This window comes from Chromobacterium sp. HL1 (genome assembly GCF_057418835.1).
Map to the genome: position 1 here is coordinate 2,471,096 of NZ_CP162399.1, position 14,966 is coordinate 2,486,061.

The following is a 14,966-nucleotide window of genomic DNA, read 5'->3' on the forward strand; positions in this document are numbered from 1 at the left end:
CGGCTCAGGCCTTGGCCAGGTCCAGCCACTTGGCCACCTCTTGCGGCCGGTAGGCGCGCATCTCCGTCAGCAGCGTGGGCAGGTCCTCGCTGATGCGGAACAGGTCCATATTGCCGGGGCGGGCGAAGCCTTCGGCCACCGCGTGCTCCATCATCCGGTGCAAGGGCTGGTAATAGCCGGCGGCGTCGAGCAGGCCCACCGGCTTGCCGTGCAAGGACAGCTGGCCCCAGGTCAGGATCTCGAACAATTCGTCGAAGGTGCCGAAGCCGCCCGGCAAGGCGATGAAGCCGTCGGACAACTCCGCCATCAGCGCCTTGCGCTGATGCATTGTTTCGGTGACATGAATCTCCGTCAGGCCGGTATGCGCCACTTCCTTGGCCTTGAGAAACTCCGGAATCACGCCGACGACCTTGCCGCCGGCCGCCAGCGCGGCGTCCGCCGCCACGCCCATCAGGCCGACCTTGCCGGCGCCGTAAACCAGGGTCACGCCCTGCTCGGCCAAGGTGCGGCCAAAATCGCGCGCGGCCGCTTCGTATTCGGGCTTGGCGCCCTTATTGGAGCCGCAAAACAGACAGATGGCTTTCATTTTTATTTTTCCCCTATTGAAACATCAGCGTCAAAAACACAACGGGCCGCTGCGCGGCCCGCTTGCATCCCTCTCCGGCGCTCAAAGCACCGCGAGCGGATAAGAACCCAATACCTTGACGAAGGAAGTGCACTCGGCGAGGCCGGCCAAGGCCTGGCGCACATTGGCATCGTCTCTATGCCCCTCCATATCGATGAAGAACACATAGTCCCACAGCCCGGCGCGCGAAGGCCGCGACTCGAACTTGCTCATGGACACGCCATTGCCGGCGATGGGCGCCAGCAGATGGTGCACCGCGCCTGGGCGGTTGGGCGCGGACACCACGACCGAAGTCTTGTCCTGACCGGTCACGCCCACGTCCTGCAGCCCCAGCACCAGGAAACGAGTGGTGTTGTTGGGCTCGTCCTCGATATTGGACGCCAGCTTCAGCAAGGCGTAGCGCTCGGCCGCGGCCTGACCGGCGATCGCCGCCGCGCCCTCGTCTTCGGCCGCCAGCCGCGCCGCTTCGGCGTTGCTGGCCACCGACACCCGCTCCACCGCCTCCGGCAGATTCTTGTTCAGCCACTCGTGGCACTGCGCCAGCGCCTGGGCGTGGGCGTACACGCGGCGGATGCCGTCCAGGCCCTCCACCTTGCGCAGCAAATGGTGATGGATGCGCAGCACCACTTCGCCGCAAATCTTCAGCGGGCTGGTCACCATCAGGTCCAACGTGCGGCCCACCGCGCCTTCGGTGGAGTTTTCCACCGGCGCCACCACGTAATCCAGGCCGCGCGACTCCACCAGGCGGAAGGCCTCGTCGATCGAGCTACAGGCCACGGTGCGCGCCGCGTGGCCGAAATGCTTGAGCGTGGCCAGCTGGCTGAACGTGCCTTCCGGCCCCAGATAGGCGATGGACAAGGGCTTTTCCAGCGCCAGGCATTCGGACATCACCTCGCGGAACAAGCGCGCCACCGACTCGCCCGGCAAGGGGCCGGGATTCAGTTCTTTGACGCGGCGCAGCACCTGCGCCTCGCGCTCGGGCCGATAAATGATGCCGCCGCCCTTGATCTCGCCGATTTCGCGCGCATGGGTGGCGCGCTGGTTCAGCAGATTGAGGATTTCCACATCGATGTTGTCGATGGCGTCGCGGTGCTGTTTAAGTAAATGTTCCGACACGGCTTCCAGTCTTTCTCTATTGCACACATCCTGTGAAGACGCGCCGCCCGGCTTGGCCGCGAGCGCGTCTCTAAACACTCAGTTTCCGCGAGATGAGCCAGGCTCGCAAGCCTTTGTCGCGAGAAAACCCAAGAGACCGGCCCGCGCTTAGAACGTGTTTACGATCTTGCGAGCTCGAGCGAGACAAGGCGAAAACGACGGAGAAAGCGGAGTGCGCCGGCATTCCAAAGACGCTCTCAACACCGTATCGCCGAAACGCCGCGGACCTTGAACCGCTTCCTAGCCAAAGCAGGTCCACACCCGGTTGGCCAGATCCACCACGAAATCCGCGCGCAGATACATCCCGGTCAGCCAGGCCAGCAGCAAGACCGCGCCGATGGAAAACAGCCAGGTTCTCACGCATCCTCCTTGGCGAAACTGGCCGACGGGGTTTCCCGCACCGGCAGATTGGCGGCGGCGGCCAGCAAGCCCAGCGCTATCGCCAGCATCCACACCAGATCGTAGTTGCCGAGCAGATCGTAAAGCGCCCCGCCCAGCCACACCCCCAGGAAGCTGCCCACCTGATGCGAGAAAAACACCGCGCCGGACAGCATGCCCAAGTGACGCACGCCAAACATGCCGGCGATCACCCCATTGGTCAGCGGCACCGTGGACAGCCACAGAAAGCCCATCACCGCGGCGAACACCGCCACCGAAACGCCGCTGAGCGGCAGCAGAAGGAAGACCGCGATCACCACGCTGCGCGCCAGGTAAATGAAACTGAGCAGGCCGGGCTTGGACCAGCGGCTGCCCAGTTCGCCAAAGGCCATGGTGCCGAAGATGTTGAACAGGCCGATCAAGGCCAGCGCCAGGCTGGCGACGCCGCCGCCCAGGCCGTGGTCGCGCAGATAGGCCGGCAGATGCACGCCGATGAACACCACCTGGAAGCCGCAGACGAAATAACCGGCCATCAAGAGGCGGAAGCCGCGCTCGGCCCAGGCGGCGGCGAAGGTATCAGCCATGCTGCGCAACAAATGCGCGCTCGCAGCGCTTTGCGCCGGCCGGTCCTCGCGCGCCAGCCAGCCGGACAGCGGCAGCATCAAGGCCGCGCAGCCGGCCAGAATCAGCAAGGCCGGCAACCAGCCCAGGCCGTCGATCAAGCCCTGCTCCACCGGAATCATCGCGAACTGGCCGAAAGAGCCCGCCGCCGCGACGATGCCCATCGCCCGCGAGCGATAGGCCGGCGGCACGCTGCGCGCCACCACGCCGAAAATCACGCTGTAGGTGACACAGGACAAAGCCAGGCCGAGCAGCACGCCGGCCGACAGAGAAAACAGCAAGGGCGTGCCTGAGACCGTCATCAAAGCCAGGCCGGCGACGTAAAGCAAGGCGCCGCCCAGCAACACCTTGCCGGAGCCGTGCCTATCCGCCAGCGCGCCGGCGAAGGGCTGCGCCAGGCCCCAGACCAGGTTTTGCAGGCCCAGCGCGAAGGCGAAGGCTTCCCGGCTCCAGCCGAAGGCCTGGGTCATCGGCGGCATGAAAAAGCCGAAGCCATGGCGTATGCCCATGGCCAGCGACACGATCAGGCCGCCGGTCAGCAATAATCGCTTGATGGAATCGTTCATCGCTTGTCTCCATGCGAAAGATGAGCCTGTTCAAAATCTCGCGCACCAGGGCGAGGCAAGGCCTTGCGGCTGAAAAAGCGATGAGCGGGTTTTCAACGCCCCTTTACCATCCGTCTCGCGCTACGCGGCGGACTTTGAACAAGGACTAACAGCGGCGCGGCTGTCGTGATCAGTTGTGATCATAGGGCAAAACCAGGACGGCAAAAACAAAACCGGCCAGCGCTGGCGCCGGCCGGTGTTCGCTTCAAACCGTCGAGGACCGCGATTTAGCGCGCGGGCACCGCGGCCAGCACCGCCTTCAGCAAATGCCAGGCCTTGCCCACCGACTCCACTTCCACGCGCTCGCCCGGCGCGTGCGCGCCGCGGATATTGGGGCCGAAGGACACCATGTCCATGCCCGGATACTTGGAGCCCAGGATGCCGCACTCCAGGCCGGCGTGGATCACCTGCACCTGGGCCTCGCCGCCGAACTCGCTGGCGTAGACTTGCTGGAACAGGGCCAGCAGCTTGGATTGCGGATTAGGCGCCCAGCCCGGGTAGCCGCCTTCCATGTCCACCTGGCAGCCGGCCAGCAGGAACAGGCTTTCCACTTCGCGCGCCAGCATCCAGGTGCCGGAATCCAGCAAGGAGCGCACCATCAGGTTGGCGAACAGCTTGCCGTCCTCCAGCACCACCACGCCCAGATTGTTGGAGGTTTCCACCACGCCCTCGACGCGCTGGCTCATGCGCTTGACGCCATGCGGCGCCGCGTGCAGCGCGGCGAAGATGGCGCCTTGGTCGGCGCGCGCCAGCACCTTGTCCAGCTCAATCCGCTCCTGCACCACGGTGACGCCTTCGTCGACGCCGGCCAGTTCGAAACGCAGCAGGCTTTGGAAGGCGTCCAGCTTGGCCGCCACCTTGGCCGCGTCGGCGGCCGGAAAGGCCACGGCGGCGAAAGCCTCGCGCGACAAGGCGTTGCGCGCGGTGCCGCCCTTGAACGAGGCCACGCGCAGATCGGTTTCCGCTTCCAGTTCGCGAATCAGGCGGATCAGAATCTTGTTGGCGTTGCCGCGTCCCAGGTGGATGTCGGCGCCGGAATGGCCGCCGCGCAGCCCCTTGATCACCAGGCTGGCGGCCTGGTAGCCGGCGGGCAGCGTCTCGCTCGCGTAGCCGCGGCTGACGTTGACGTCCACGCCGCCGGCGCAGCCCATATAGAACTCGCCCCACTCCTCGGTATCGATATTGATCAGGTACTGGCCTTGCAGCAGGCCGGTGCCCAGACCCAGCGCGCCGCCCATGCCGGCTTCCTCGTCCAGCGTCAAGAGCACCTCGATCGGACCGTGCGGCACCTCCTCGCTATTGAGCACCGCCATGCCCAGCGCCACGCCTATGCCGTTGTCGGCGCCCAGCGTGGTGTTTTCCGCCACCAGCCAGCCGTCTTGCAGCGTCGGGCGGATCGGGTCTTTGAAGAAGTCGTGCTCGGTGCCGGTGTTCGCCTGGCACACCATGTCCAGATGGCCTTGCAGCACCACGCCGACGCGGTTTTCGTAGCCCGGGGTCGCCGGCTTGCGAATAATCAGGTTGCCCACCTCGTCCACCACGGTGTCCAGGCCGCGCAGTTCCGCCCAGCCTTTCAGGTAGTCGCGCAATTGCTGCTCATGCTTGGACGGACGCGGGATTTCACACAGGGTCTGGAAGTGCTCCCAGACGACTTTTGGTTCTAGTTCTGCAATTCGGGTCACGGAAAGTCCTCTAAATCATCAAGATGCGATAGCGGTTCGGGCTATGGCCGAACGCGCCGCGCCAGGCGCGGCGACGTTGGAATTCAGACTGTCCACTTTATCACGCCCGCATGCGCCGCGTCATGTGGGAAACTCATGCCAAAAGCGTCTAATCCGCTGAATCGCTTGACCGAAGTCATGAGTCCGCCTGCAAGCGCCGCCATGCTATTTGCCAGCTGTGACAAAGCCGCTATCCTCCGACACTGAATAATCCCCACATCTGTTTGTCAGAGCCTGTTCAAAGGCTGGCGGGCTGGAGCGCCGCAGACTTGAACAGCATCTAAAGAAAGGCCCGCCATGCACCGTTACCCCGATCAAGACATCGCCGCCATTTACCGGGTGATAGAGCAGCGGCGCGATATGCGCCATTTTCTGCCGGACCCGGTGGACCCGGCGCTGCTGCGCCGCCTCTTGGAAGCCGCCCACCACGCGCCCAGCGTCGGCTATATGCAGCCGTGGCGCTTCATCCGCATCGCGGACCGCGGCCTGCGCGAAAAAATAGGCGCGCTGGTGGACGCGGAGCGCTTGCGCACCGCGGATCAACTGGGCGAGCGCCAGGCGGAATTCCTGCGCCTGAAAGTGGAAGGCATCCGCGACTGCGGCGAGGTGCTGGTGGCCGCCCTGATGGACGGCCGCGAACGCCATGTGTTCGGCCGCCGCACCTTGCCGGAGATGGATCTGGCCTCGGTGGCCTGCGCCATCCAGAACCTGTGGCTGGCGGCGCGCGCCGAAGGCCTGGGCATGGGCTGGGTGTCCCTGTTCGACCCCGTCGCGCTCTCCGCGCTGCTGGGCATGCCGGAAGGCGCCAAGCCCATCGCCGTGCTCTGCCTCGGCCATGTCGCCGAGTTCTACGCCCAACCGATGCTGGAGCAGGAAAAGTGGGCCAGCCGCCAGCCGCTGGAGCAACTGGTGTTCGAAGACCGCTGGCGCGACCATTGAGCCCCCCGCGTCGCCATGCTAGTCTGAGGCGATGGAACACGCTCTGTACGACTTTCTCGATCAGCACCAGATCCGCCATCAGCGCTTCGACCACCCGCCGGTCTATACCTGCGAAGAAGCCGCGCGCCTGGCGCCGGGTCTGCCCGGCGCGGAATGCAAAAACCTGTTTCTATGCGACGCCAAGGGCCGCCAGCACGTGTTGCTGGCGGTGCCGGCCGACGCCGGCGTCGACATCAAGGCTCTGGGCGAGCAACTGGAGCTTAAAGGCCTGCGCTTCGCCTCGCCGGAGCGCCTGCAGCGCTATCTGGGCCTGACGCCGGGCGCGGTGACGCTATTGGCCGCCTTCAACGACCGCGACCGCCAGGTCGCCGTCGTCGTCGATCAGGACTTGAGCCGCCGGGACGCCATCCTCTGCCATCCCCTGGTCAATACCAGCACGCTGGCGCTGCCGATGGCGGAGCTGATGCGCTTCCTGGACCTGACCGGCCACGCGCCGCGCATCGTCGAGGTGCCGCGCCGGCAGGAGCAAGCCAGCCGGCCCTGAGCGCCGCGGCTTGTCAAGGCCACGGCAGTTCCTGCATGATGGTCGTTTCTTTCGATTCGCCCGGATTGCAGACCCAAGCATGTCAGACATACTCAACACCATCATCGCCACCAAGCGTGAAGAAATCGCCGCCGCCTTGCGCCAGCAATCGCTGAGCGCGGTCCGCGCCGCCGCGGAAGCGCGCAGCGGCGATCGTCGCGATTTTGTCGCCGCGCTGCGCGCCAAACACGCGCTGGGCCAGGCCGCGGTCATCGCCGAGATCAAAAAAGCCAGCCCGAGCAAGGGCGTGATCCGCGAGGACTTCCGTCCGGCCGACATCGCCGCCAGCTACGCCGAACACGGCGCGGCCTGCCTGTCGGTGCTGACCGACCGCCAGTATTTCCAGGGCGACGCCGCCTATCTGCAGGCCGCCCGCGCCGCCTGCCGGCTGCCAGTGCTGCGCAAGGACTTCATCGTCGACCCCTACCAGGTATACGAAGCCCGCGCGATGGGGGCCGATTGCATTCTGCTGATCGCCGCCGCGCTGGAACTGCCGCTGATGCGCGAACTGGAGGCCTTGGCGATGGAACTGGGCATGGCGGTGCTGGCCGAGGTGCATGACACCGAGGAACTGGAACAGGCGCTGCAACTCCAAACCGAGCTGATCGGCGTCAACAACCGCAATCTGCGCAGCTTCGAAGTCAGCCTGGCCACCACGCTGAAGCTGCTGCCGCAAATCGAGAACGGCCGCATCGCCATCACCGAAAGCGGCATCGCCACCGTCGACGACGTGAGGCTGATGCGGAGCCACGAGGTGCACACCTTCCTGGTGGGCGAAGCCTTCATGCGCGAAAAAGAGCCGGGAGAAGGACTCTCCCGGCTGTTTCGAAACCCGACGGACCGCTAAAACATTGCCGGCTATTGCGGCGGGAGGAAAGCGTCCAGCCGCAATTGCTCCTGCGCATTGAAGCGTTGCACGCGCAAGGCGGTCAGCGCCTGCTGTCTTTGCGCGGCGTCCAGACCAGGCGCCGCCCGCAAGCGCTGCGCCTCCCGTCGGTAGCCGTCTATGCGCGCCCGCCACTGAGCCTGTTCGCGGTCCAGCTGCGACAAACGGTCGGCGGCGGCCTGCCCCACCATGCCGGCGCGCAAGGCGTACAACTCCTGCTCGCCGCCGCCCTTCTTCCTCAGAGCCGCCTCCGCCTCCGCCAGCGCCAGATGCTTGACCGGCTCCTGCCGCGCCGCGCGCAGCTCGGCCGGCAAAGCCGCCTCCAAGGCCTTGAGCCTAGCCGCCTTCTGCTCCGCGCTCAAACCGGCGTCGGCGGCGATGCGCAGCCGCTGGACGGTGAAGTCGTCGTAGACGTCCTCATCGCCAAACAAGCCCGCCACCTCGCTTGCAGACAAGAATTGCAGACGCAACGCCCTCATCCGCTGCAAACCCTCGGCCGCGTTTCCCGCCGCCAGCTTGGTCTCGCTCAAGGCTCGCCGATAGGCGACGTAACGGTCGAACAAGGCCAAAGCCTGCCCCAAGGCCACGGCGCCCAATTGCGATTGCAAGGCCTGCTGCACCGCCTTGCGCACCGCCGGCAAGTCCCGCTCCCCCAGCGTCGCCAACTGGTAATCGAACAAGCGCCGCAGCTCCGCGTCCACTCTCAGCGCCCCGCTCGCCTCCACGCGCGCCCGGCCATCCGCCTGGGTGCCGCGCAAGGACGGCGCCGCCGCCGGCGCGGCGACTCCGGTTTGCGCCGCCGCGTCGTCGGCTCCGGGCACGCACAGCCAGCCCAGCGCGGCCAGCAGCAGCGCGCAGCCCCACCCCATCCAGGCCCGCAGCATCACAGACCCGTGTTCTTCAGGCGATTGGCCTGCTGCCGGTACAAGCTCACCGGGCTGACCTCGAACAGGCTGACCAGACCAAAGCTCTGATTGATCTCGTTGACGTGGTTCATCCGGTAGTTATCGCGGATCACCTGACCCAGATGCGCGGAGCAGGCGCTGACCAGGCCATCGGTGGGTGTGGAGCCGAAGGCCAGGCCCAGCACGCCCATCGGCACCGACAGCGGATCCAGCACATTGGTGACGGTGGCCGAACCGGTCCATGAATAGTAGCGGATGCCGTTGACCTGATAATCGCCCTCGCCGCAAGCGCTGGTCGGCACCCCTTGCGGGAATTTGGCGCTGAAGGCGGAGGCTCCCGCCGTGGTCAGGGAATCCAACGCGCCCACCGGATATTGCGGCTGCCCGGTGGTGCCGGCGAAGAACTGCATCACCGCGGTCAAGGCCTTGGCCACCGCGGACGCCACCGCCTCGGACACCGATCCCGGAGGCGCGACGCCGCGCACGATGTCGGCCACCGCCGACCCCTTGTTGACCCCGCCCACCGAAGTGACCGAAGCCACCAGGTCCGGCCGCACCCCGGCCACGTAGCGCGCCGTGGGCGCGCCCTGGCTATGGCCGATCAGATTGACCTTGGCGGCGCCGGTGATGGCGATGATTTTTTGCACCTGCTGCAGCAACTGCTCGCCGCGCGCCTCATTGCTGTTCAGCGCGGACACCTCGGCCACGAACACCTGCGCGCCGTCGGCGCGCAAGGCCGCCGGCACTTGATAAAAATAATCCACTCCCAGCAACTGACCGAAACCGAACAAGCCATGCACCAGCACGATGGGGTAGCGCGTCTGGGTATAGCCGCTGGCGGCGTGGGCGGCGGACAGGGGCAACAGCAGGCCCAGACACAGCAATGCTCCGTGTAACAACTTCTTCATGGTGTTTCTCCTCTAGTTGATCAATGCGGGCTGAGTAATTGCTCTTATTTGCATGCCCAAGATTGGTAATAGGAGAAAGCGGCCCAAAACACCAGAATTATTCAAACGTTTGTATTTTTACGTCACATATCAACAACAGAAAATACAAGAACTTAAAATTCAACCGTCCGAAAGATCGATAAGCGTGGGCCAGAGCAGCCGTTCGCTCCCACTAGGCCAATAAAAAAAAACGCTATATGGCAGCTGCCATATAGCGTTTTTAGTTTGATGAGCCTCAGGCCCAAGCCACAATCGACTCAGTAGTCGGACCCCAGATACAGATAGGCGGTGGGTTTGCCGCCCTTGGCGGTGCCAACGCCAAGGAAGAACGGCCCGATGATGGTGTCCGCGGCGAGGAAGACCGATCCGGCGGGAATCCAATCAGTGTTTTGCGATACCGAGTCGTCAAAGCTGAAACGCCCCCAAATCTTGCCCAGCTCCATCGAAACGCCGGCGTAGACGCCGGAACCAATCGCCGACGGCAGGCTGGACGCTCGCCAATACAGCATCGAGCGGAACAGCGACGAGCGAATGCCCACCAATTCGGAATCCTGATAACCGCTCAGATTCAAAAAGCCGCCCAGCGATCTGGGCAAGGTCTGGGTATCCTCTCTGTTGTCGAGATTCAAAGCGCCCTTGTTCTTGGCGGTCAAGCGCATCGTCACGCTGCCCAGTGTCTTGACATACTCCATGGCCGTATCGTAGTTGGTCAGATTGACATCGCTGCCCCAGGACGGAATGCTCTTGGTCACCCGGCCGCTAAAGAAATAACCGGCACGCGGCCAGCGCGGATTGTCGAACTGATCCACCACCAGGCTAGTGCTGATCCCGGTATCCCTATAATTGAACGGCGCCACGCCAGAAGCCCATGTCACTCGCGAGCCAAAGTGATTATCGTCCCGGTACGCGCCAATCCGCCACTCGCCGTAACGCCCCAAGGCCACGCCGCCATCCAGACGCACGCTGCCCACATCATTGTTCCACGCCATATTCAGCGTATGGTCAGCGTTATAAATCGACAAAAAATCCTGTCGATACCCAAAGGACGCCGCGCCGAACACCGGGCTGCCCTCGTACAGCGGCTGGTACCACTCAGTCTTGAACAGCTTGTTCTGGCCGATGGACACATCGTTGCGCCAGGCGCCGCCGGCGCTATTGGCGTTGCGCCATTCATGCGAAGCCAAAAAGTTGAAATTGCTCTCGCCCGGCGTCGCGCTGCTCAGGTTCAGGCCGAAGCGCAGGAAGTTAGGGCCTATGCTGCGCTCCAGCGGCGACACCGTCATCACATTGCGGCCGGACACACTGTCCACGCGGTAGGTCAGCCGGTCGTAGTCGCCGCCGGCGAACACGCCGCGCAGACGGGTCTGAGCGCTGCTGATCGGCTCCACCACTGAGGAGAAAGCCAGCGATTTGGCCAGTTGCTCCGGCTTGGTGAACTGGCCGGGCTTGCCTTCCACCTGAATCTTGTCGATCAAGGGGAAGTGCGGCCGCTCCAAACGGCGCTTCCACGCCGCGTACTCTTCTTCCGACACCGAATAGGCCGACAGCTGCTTGGCCAGAGCCTTGGCCGCCTCCTCGCCGCGCTGGGTGATTGCCTGGTGTTCGCTGAAAGAGGCCGCGGTATAGCCGCTCAAATCCGGCTTGATCACCAGATCGCGCTTGTCCAACCTCCGCAATTGCTCCTTGGCGTTGCGGCTGACCATCAGATTGGAAGTCTGCGCCACCACATCGAACAGGCTGTTGATCTCTTTCGCCTTCATCAGCGGCGTGGACACGTCGACGACGATCACCCGATCGGCGCAGCGGCCTTTGACATCCTGAATCGGCAGATTGCGCGCCAGGCCGCCGTCCACCAGCAGGCGGCCATCGTCGTCTTCTATCAGATCGAACAAGCCCGGCACCGCCATGCTGGCGCGCAGCGCGCGCGCCAGCGAGCCCTGCGCGAACACCACCGGTTCACCGGTGGCCAAGTCAGTGGCCACTGCGCGAAACGGGATCGGCAACTGATCAAAACTGCCCACCACACGATCACGCGTCAGCTTGTGGATGTACAGCTCGATTTCCTGCGAATTGATCGCGCTGCGCGGCACTTTCAGGCCGTCCTTCTTCAAGCCGAAGGTAACGTCCAGATAGTTCTTGTAATCGTCGCGCTTGCGATCGTAGGGCACGTCCGCCCGCGTCGGCTTGCCGGAGAGCAAGGCGTCCCAATCGGCGGCGTCGAACTCGTGCTCCATCTGCGCCAAAGGCAAGCCATTTGCATAAATACCACCAATCAGGGCGCCGGCGCTGGTCCCCGCGATACAGGCGATGGGAATCCGCAAACGCTCCAGTTCCTTCAGCACCCCCAGGTGGGCGAAACCGCGCGCGCCGCCGCCGCCCAGCACCAAACCCACTCCTTGCGGCGGATACGCGCCAAGCTCTTCCCCGTTGCCCGCCCAGGCCGTTTGCGACAAAACCCCGAGCAACAGCAGCAATGTCAGCCGCTGTCGCCGATTCCAGCGATTGTTATTTGTAAGCATATGGGTAAATAATGAGAATTACCGTTTCACCCACGCCTGTGCGTGGCGTAAGATATAGCGATATGCCAATGAAAACATAATTTCCTATAAAGCCGGGCTAAATGTTTGACTTCAAATCACTAGTCAGTTCCCTACTGAACAAAAACACGACTGCCTCCGAAGTGGCGCAGTCTGCAACGCTATTAGTGCGCGACCTGCCTGAAACCGAGTATTTCGGGGCCTTGGTGGAAATCATCAAAGCCGTCGCCAAAATCAATACCGACACCGATATCTCGCTGAAAGAGCGCGTCAAGACCCTGGTCTACGTCGACGACAAGGCCAACAACATCCACCGCCAGCTGTGCCGGGACTATTTGCAGTCCAAAGGCGGCAGCAAAGGCTATCTGCCCACCATCCTCGCCTACTGGCACGAGCTGTCCTCCGCCTACCAGATCTGCCTGAGACTGTACAAAAGCCACCCCAACGCGGTGCCGGAAGACGAAATCCGCATCGTCACCATCCGCGGCCTGCATCATCAGATGCGGCTGATCGCCTGGAACTCCCTGCGCTATCTGAAGCCGGAAGGCGCCGCCTGGCAAAACGGTTTCCGCTTTTTCAGCCAGGCGGAGGAAAGCGGTTTTTCCCGGCACCCGATCAAGCTTTATCTGAACAGCCCGGACGAATTCAGCTGTGAACAACTGCTGATCCAGGCCGGCATGCTCTTCCTGGCGCAGACCGACAATATGCTGCACAAGGAGATCATCGCGGTAGACCAGTTGCTGATGATGCTGAGCCAGAGCATTCCGCTGGACAAACAGCCGCCGGTGGAAGAGCCCATCTTCGTCTACAACCTGTCGATGCCCGAACCGCCGCAAGCCATGCTGCGCGGCATGGCCGGCAAATGGCACCGCTACTGGTCCGCTTACGAGATCACCAGCCGCCTGGCGGATCTGATGTTCGATCTGGACAGGCGGATCCCTCCCGCCCTGGCGGCCATGGATGGAGGGCTGGAGCGCGAGGAATGGGCCATTCTATGCGAAAAACTGGCCATTCGCTGGTCTACCGACGGCGGCAAATCGCTGCGCAAGTCGGAGCGCTCGCTGCACGCGTCCAACGCCCACGTCAGCATAGGCTTCGAACGCGTCGCCTATCAGGTCAAGGTTCAGGACGTGCCGACGCAGGATCCCGAGCGCGCCAGCGATTGGCGCATCAACGACATCAGTTCCACCGGCATGGGCCTCACCTTCATCGGCAAGGCGGTGGAACAGCTGGCCATCGGCCGCGTCATCCTGGTCAAAGCGGACAATCACCCGCAGCTGCTGGGCGTGATCCGCCGCATCCTGCGCCAAAGCAACGGCACCAAGGTGGGCATAGAAATCCTCGGGCAAAACCCCGTCGGCGTATCGCTGCTGGACCCCGAGCACTCGGAATCCCCGCCCTCCACCGCCATCTACATCACTCAGCCCAACTCCCGCAAAGGCCAGCGCTACTTCCTGATGCCCAAGGCCCTGACGCTGCCGGACAAGCAATTGGTGCTGGCGGCGCAAGGCAAGTCTTACCAGATTCGCCTCAAAACCCCGCAGCACGAATACGAGGACTGCAGCCACAGCGACTTCGACACGCTGTCCAAGGTGGACTAAGCCCCGCCCTCCGCCGCGCGGCGGGCAATAAAAAACCGGCTCGCCATGGCAAGCCGGTTTTTTTACGCGAGAACCGTCCCGCTTACAAGACTTCGATGATGCCGGCGGCGCCCATGCCGGTGCCGATGCACATGGTCACCATGCCGTAGCCCTTCTGGCCGGCGTCGCGCATGCCGTGCACCAGGGTGGCGGTGCGGATGGCGCCGGTGGCGCCCAGCGGGTGACCCAGAGCGATGGCGCCGCCATGCGGGTTGACCTTGGAGGTATCCAGCTCCAGATCGCGGATCACCGCCAAAGCCTGAGCCGCAAACGCCTCGTTCAGTTCGATCCACTTCAGGTCGTCCTGCTTCAGGCCCGCCTGGCTCAAAGCGGCCGGGATCGCCTCTTTCGGACCAATGCCCATGATTTCCGGCGGCACGCCCTTGACCGCGAAAGTGACGTAGCGGCCCAGCGGAGTCAGATTGAACTCCTTGAGCACGCGCTCGGACACCAGAATCACCGCGCCGGCGCCGTCGGACATCTGCGAGGAATTGCCGGCGGTGACCGAACCCTTGGCGTCGAACACCGTTTTCAGCTTGGCCAGGCCTTCCAGCGTGGTCTCGCGGCGCGGGCCTTCGTCGGTGTCCAGCACGCGGGTCTTGACCGCCACTTCGCCGGTTTCCAGATTGGGCGTGCGGTAGGTCGTCTCCAGCGGCGTGATCTCGCTCTTGAACTTGCCGCCGTCGATCGCGGCCAGCGCGCGGCGATGCGATTCCACCGCGAACGCGTCCTGGTCTTCGCGCGACACGCCCCACTGCTGCGCCACTTTTTCGGCGGTCAGGCCCATGCCGTAAGCGATGCCGTAGTTTTCATCCTTGGCGAAGATTTCCGGGTTCAGCGACACCTTGTTGCCCATCATAGGCACCAGCGACATCGACTCGGCGCCCGCGGCGATCACCACGTCGGCCTCGCCCAGGCGGATGCGGTCGGCGGCCATCTGCACCGCGTTGATGCCCGACGAGCAGTAACGGTTGATGGTAATGCCGCCCACGGTATTGGGCAGGCCGGCCAGCAACACGCCGATGCGCGCCATGTTCAGACCCTGTTCCGCTTCCGGGAAGGCGCAGCCCACCACGCAGTCGGAAATCAGCTTCGGATCCAGATTAGGCACCTGGGCCAGCGCGCCGGTGATCACGTGCGCCAGCATATCGTCCGGACGCACATGACGCATCATGCCGCGCGGCGCCTTGCCCACCGGCGTGCGGGTGACGGCGACGATGTAAGCTTCTTGTACTTGTTTGCTCATTTTGATTCTCCTGTCGGCGGCCTGACCCGCGCTCCGGCGATCAGGCTGCCTTTCATCTGGCTATTGGCCGTGCTTGCGGGAGGATTCGTCGCGAGCGGGCCGAGATCGAAGCGAGAAGCGCAGCCGTACATGCGGTACGGCGAGCATCGCAGCATTCGATATCGGCTCGCGCAGCAGA

The 14,966-nt window shown here is 63.8% G+C and carries 12 protein-coding genes; 4 read left to right on the plus strand and 8 right to left on the minus strand.

Translation table 11 applies throughout. The annotated features are described in order from the left end of the window. Positions 1–4: 4 nt before the first annotated feature. From AB1Z25_RS11185 to AB1Z25_RS11200, 4 genes are all read right to left on the minus strand, one after another. Positions 5–586: an LOG family protein gene (locus tag AB1Z25_RS11185; RefSeq protein ID WP_227103306.1), complete on the minus strand. Its 582-nt coding sequence runs from the start codon at positions 584–586 to the stop codon at positions 5–7. A gap of 81 nt (positions 587–667) precedes the next feature. After that, positions 668–1,741, minus strand: coding sequence for a prephenate dehydratase (gene pheA, locus AB1Z25_RS11190; RefSeq protein ID WP_227103307.1), 1,074 nt, complete (start codon positions 1,739–1,741; stop codon positions 668–670). 395 nt (positions 1,742–2,136) lie between these two features. Next, the gene (locus AB1Z25_RS11195) at positions 2,137–3,345 is read right to left on the minus strand and encodes an MFS transporter (RefSeq protein ID WP_486637275.1); all 1,209 of its coding nucleotides are present in this window, start codon (positions 3,343–3,345) and stop codon (positions 2,137–2,139) included. Between the two features lie 266 nt (positions 3,346–3,611). Beyond that, positions 3,612–5,066, minus strand: a complete 1,455-nt coding sequence (locus AB1Z25_RS11200; protein ID WP_227103309.1) for an aminoacyl-histidine dipeptidase — start codon at positions 5,064–5,066, stop codon at positions 3,612–3,614. Between the two features lie 336 nt (positions 5,067–5,402). Here AB1Z25_RS11200 and bluB point away from each other — a divergent pair, with 336 nt between their 5' ends. The 3 genes from bluB (at position 5,403) to trpC (ending at position 7,474) form a co-directional block, all read left to right on the plus strand. Next, the gene (bluB, locus tag AB1Z25_RS11205; RefSeq protein ID WP_227103314.1) at positions 5,403–6,044 is read left to right on the plus strand and encodes a 5,6-dimethylbenzimidazole synthase; all 642 of its coding nucleotides are present in this window, start codon (positions 5,403–5,405) and stop codon (positions 6,042–6,044) included. A gap of 31 nt (positions 6,045–6,075) precedes the next feature. Then, positions 6,076–6,588 (plus strand): prolyl-tRNA synthetase associated domain-containing protein, encoded by a 513-nt coding sequence (locus tag AB1Z25_RS11210; RefSeq protein WP_486637276.1) that lies wholly within the window; start codon positions 6,076–6,078, stop codon positions 6,586–6,588. Between the two features lie 79 nt (positions 6,589–6,667). Further along, a complete protein-coding gene (gene trpC, locus AB1Z25_RS11215; RefSeq protein WP_486637277.1) occupies positions 6,668–7,474 on the plus strand; it encodes an indole-3-glycerol phosphate synthase TrpC in 807 nt (268 codons plus the stop codon). An 11-nt stretch (positions 7,475–7,485) separates the two neighbouring features. On the opposite strand, the gene AB1Z25_RS11220 is transcribed toward trpC, so the two are convergent. From AB1Z25_RS11220 to AB1Z25_RS11230, 3 genes are all read right to left on the minus strand, one after another. Continuing rightward, entirely contained in the window at positions 7,486–8,397 is a 912-nt protein-coding gene (locus tag AB1Z25_RS11220) for a lipase secretion chaperone (protein ID WP_486637278.1), read from the minus strand. After that, a complete protein-coding gene (locus tag AB1Z25_RS11225; protein WP_227103322.1) occupies positions 8,397–9,326 on the minus strand; it encodes an esterase/lipase family protein in 930 nt (309 codons plus the stop codon). The genes AB1Z25_RS11220 and AB1Z25_RS11225 overlap by 1 nt, the downstream gene beginning before the upstream one ends. 296 nt (positions 9,327–9,622) lie before the next feature. Next, entirely contained in the window at positions 9,623–11,839 is a 2,217-nt protein-coding gene (locus AB1Z25_RS11230; protein WP_486637279.1) for a patatin-like phospholipase family protein, read from the minus strand. Positions 11,840–12,069: 230 nt separating this feature from the next. On the opposite strand from AB1Z25_RS11230, the gene AB1Z25_RS11235 reads away from it, so the two are divergent. Beyond that, complete coding sequence (locus tag AB1Z25_RS11235; RefSeq protein WP_227103326.1) at positions 12,070–13,503, plus strand: PilZ domain-containing protein; 1,434 nt, start codon at positions 12,070–12,072, stop codon at positions 13,501–13,503. 82 nt (positions 13,504–13,585) lie between these two features. On the opposite strand, the gene AB1Z25_RS11240 is transcribed toward AB1Z25_RS11235, so the two are convergent. Then, entirely contained in the window at positions 13,586–14,788 is a 1,203-nt protein-coding gene (locus tag AB1Z25_RS11240; protein WP_486637280.1) for an acetyl-CoA C-acyltransferase, read from the minus strand. Positions 14,789–14,966: the final 178 nt, after the last annotated feature.

Excerpts from the sequence above, each read along its gene's own strand:
- AB1Z25_RS11195 (WP_486637275.1), bottom strand. The coding sequence starts at position 3,345 with ATGAACGATTCCATCAAGCGATTATTGCTGACCGGCGGCCTGATCGTG.
- bluB (WP_227103314.1), top strand. The coding sequence starts at position 5,403 with ATGCACCGTTACCCCGATCAAGACATCGCCGCCATTTACCGGGTGATA.
- AB1Z25_RS11225 (WP_227103322.1), bottom strand. The coding sequence starts at position 9,326 with ATGAAGAAGTTGTTACACGGAGCATTGCTGTGTCTGGGCCTGCTGTTG.
- AB1Z25_RS11210 (WP_486637276.1), top strand. The coding sequence starts at position 6,076 with ATGGAACACGCTCTGTACGACTTTCTCGATCAGCACCAGATCCGCCAT.
- AB1Z25_RS11185 (WP_227103306.1), bottom strand. The coding sequence starts at position 586 with ATGAAAGCCATCTGTCTGTTTTGCGGCTCCAATAAGGGCGCCAAGCCC.
- trpC (WP_486637277.1), top strand. The coding sequence starts at position 6,668 with ATGTCAGACATACTCAACACCATCATCGCCACCAAGCGTGAAGAAATC.
- AB1Z25_RS11220 (WP_486637278.1), bottom strand. The coding sequence starts at position 8,397 with ATGCTGCGGGCCTGGATGGGGTGGGGCTGCGCGCTGCTGCTGGCCGCG.
- AB1Z25_RS11240 (WP_486637280.1), bottom strand. The coding sequence starts at position 14,788 with ATGAGCAAACAAGTACAAGAAGCTTACATCGTCGCCGTCACCCGCACG.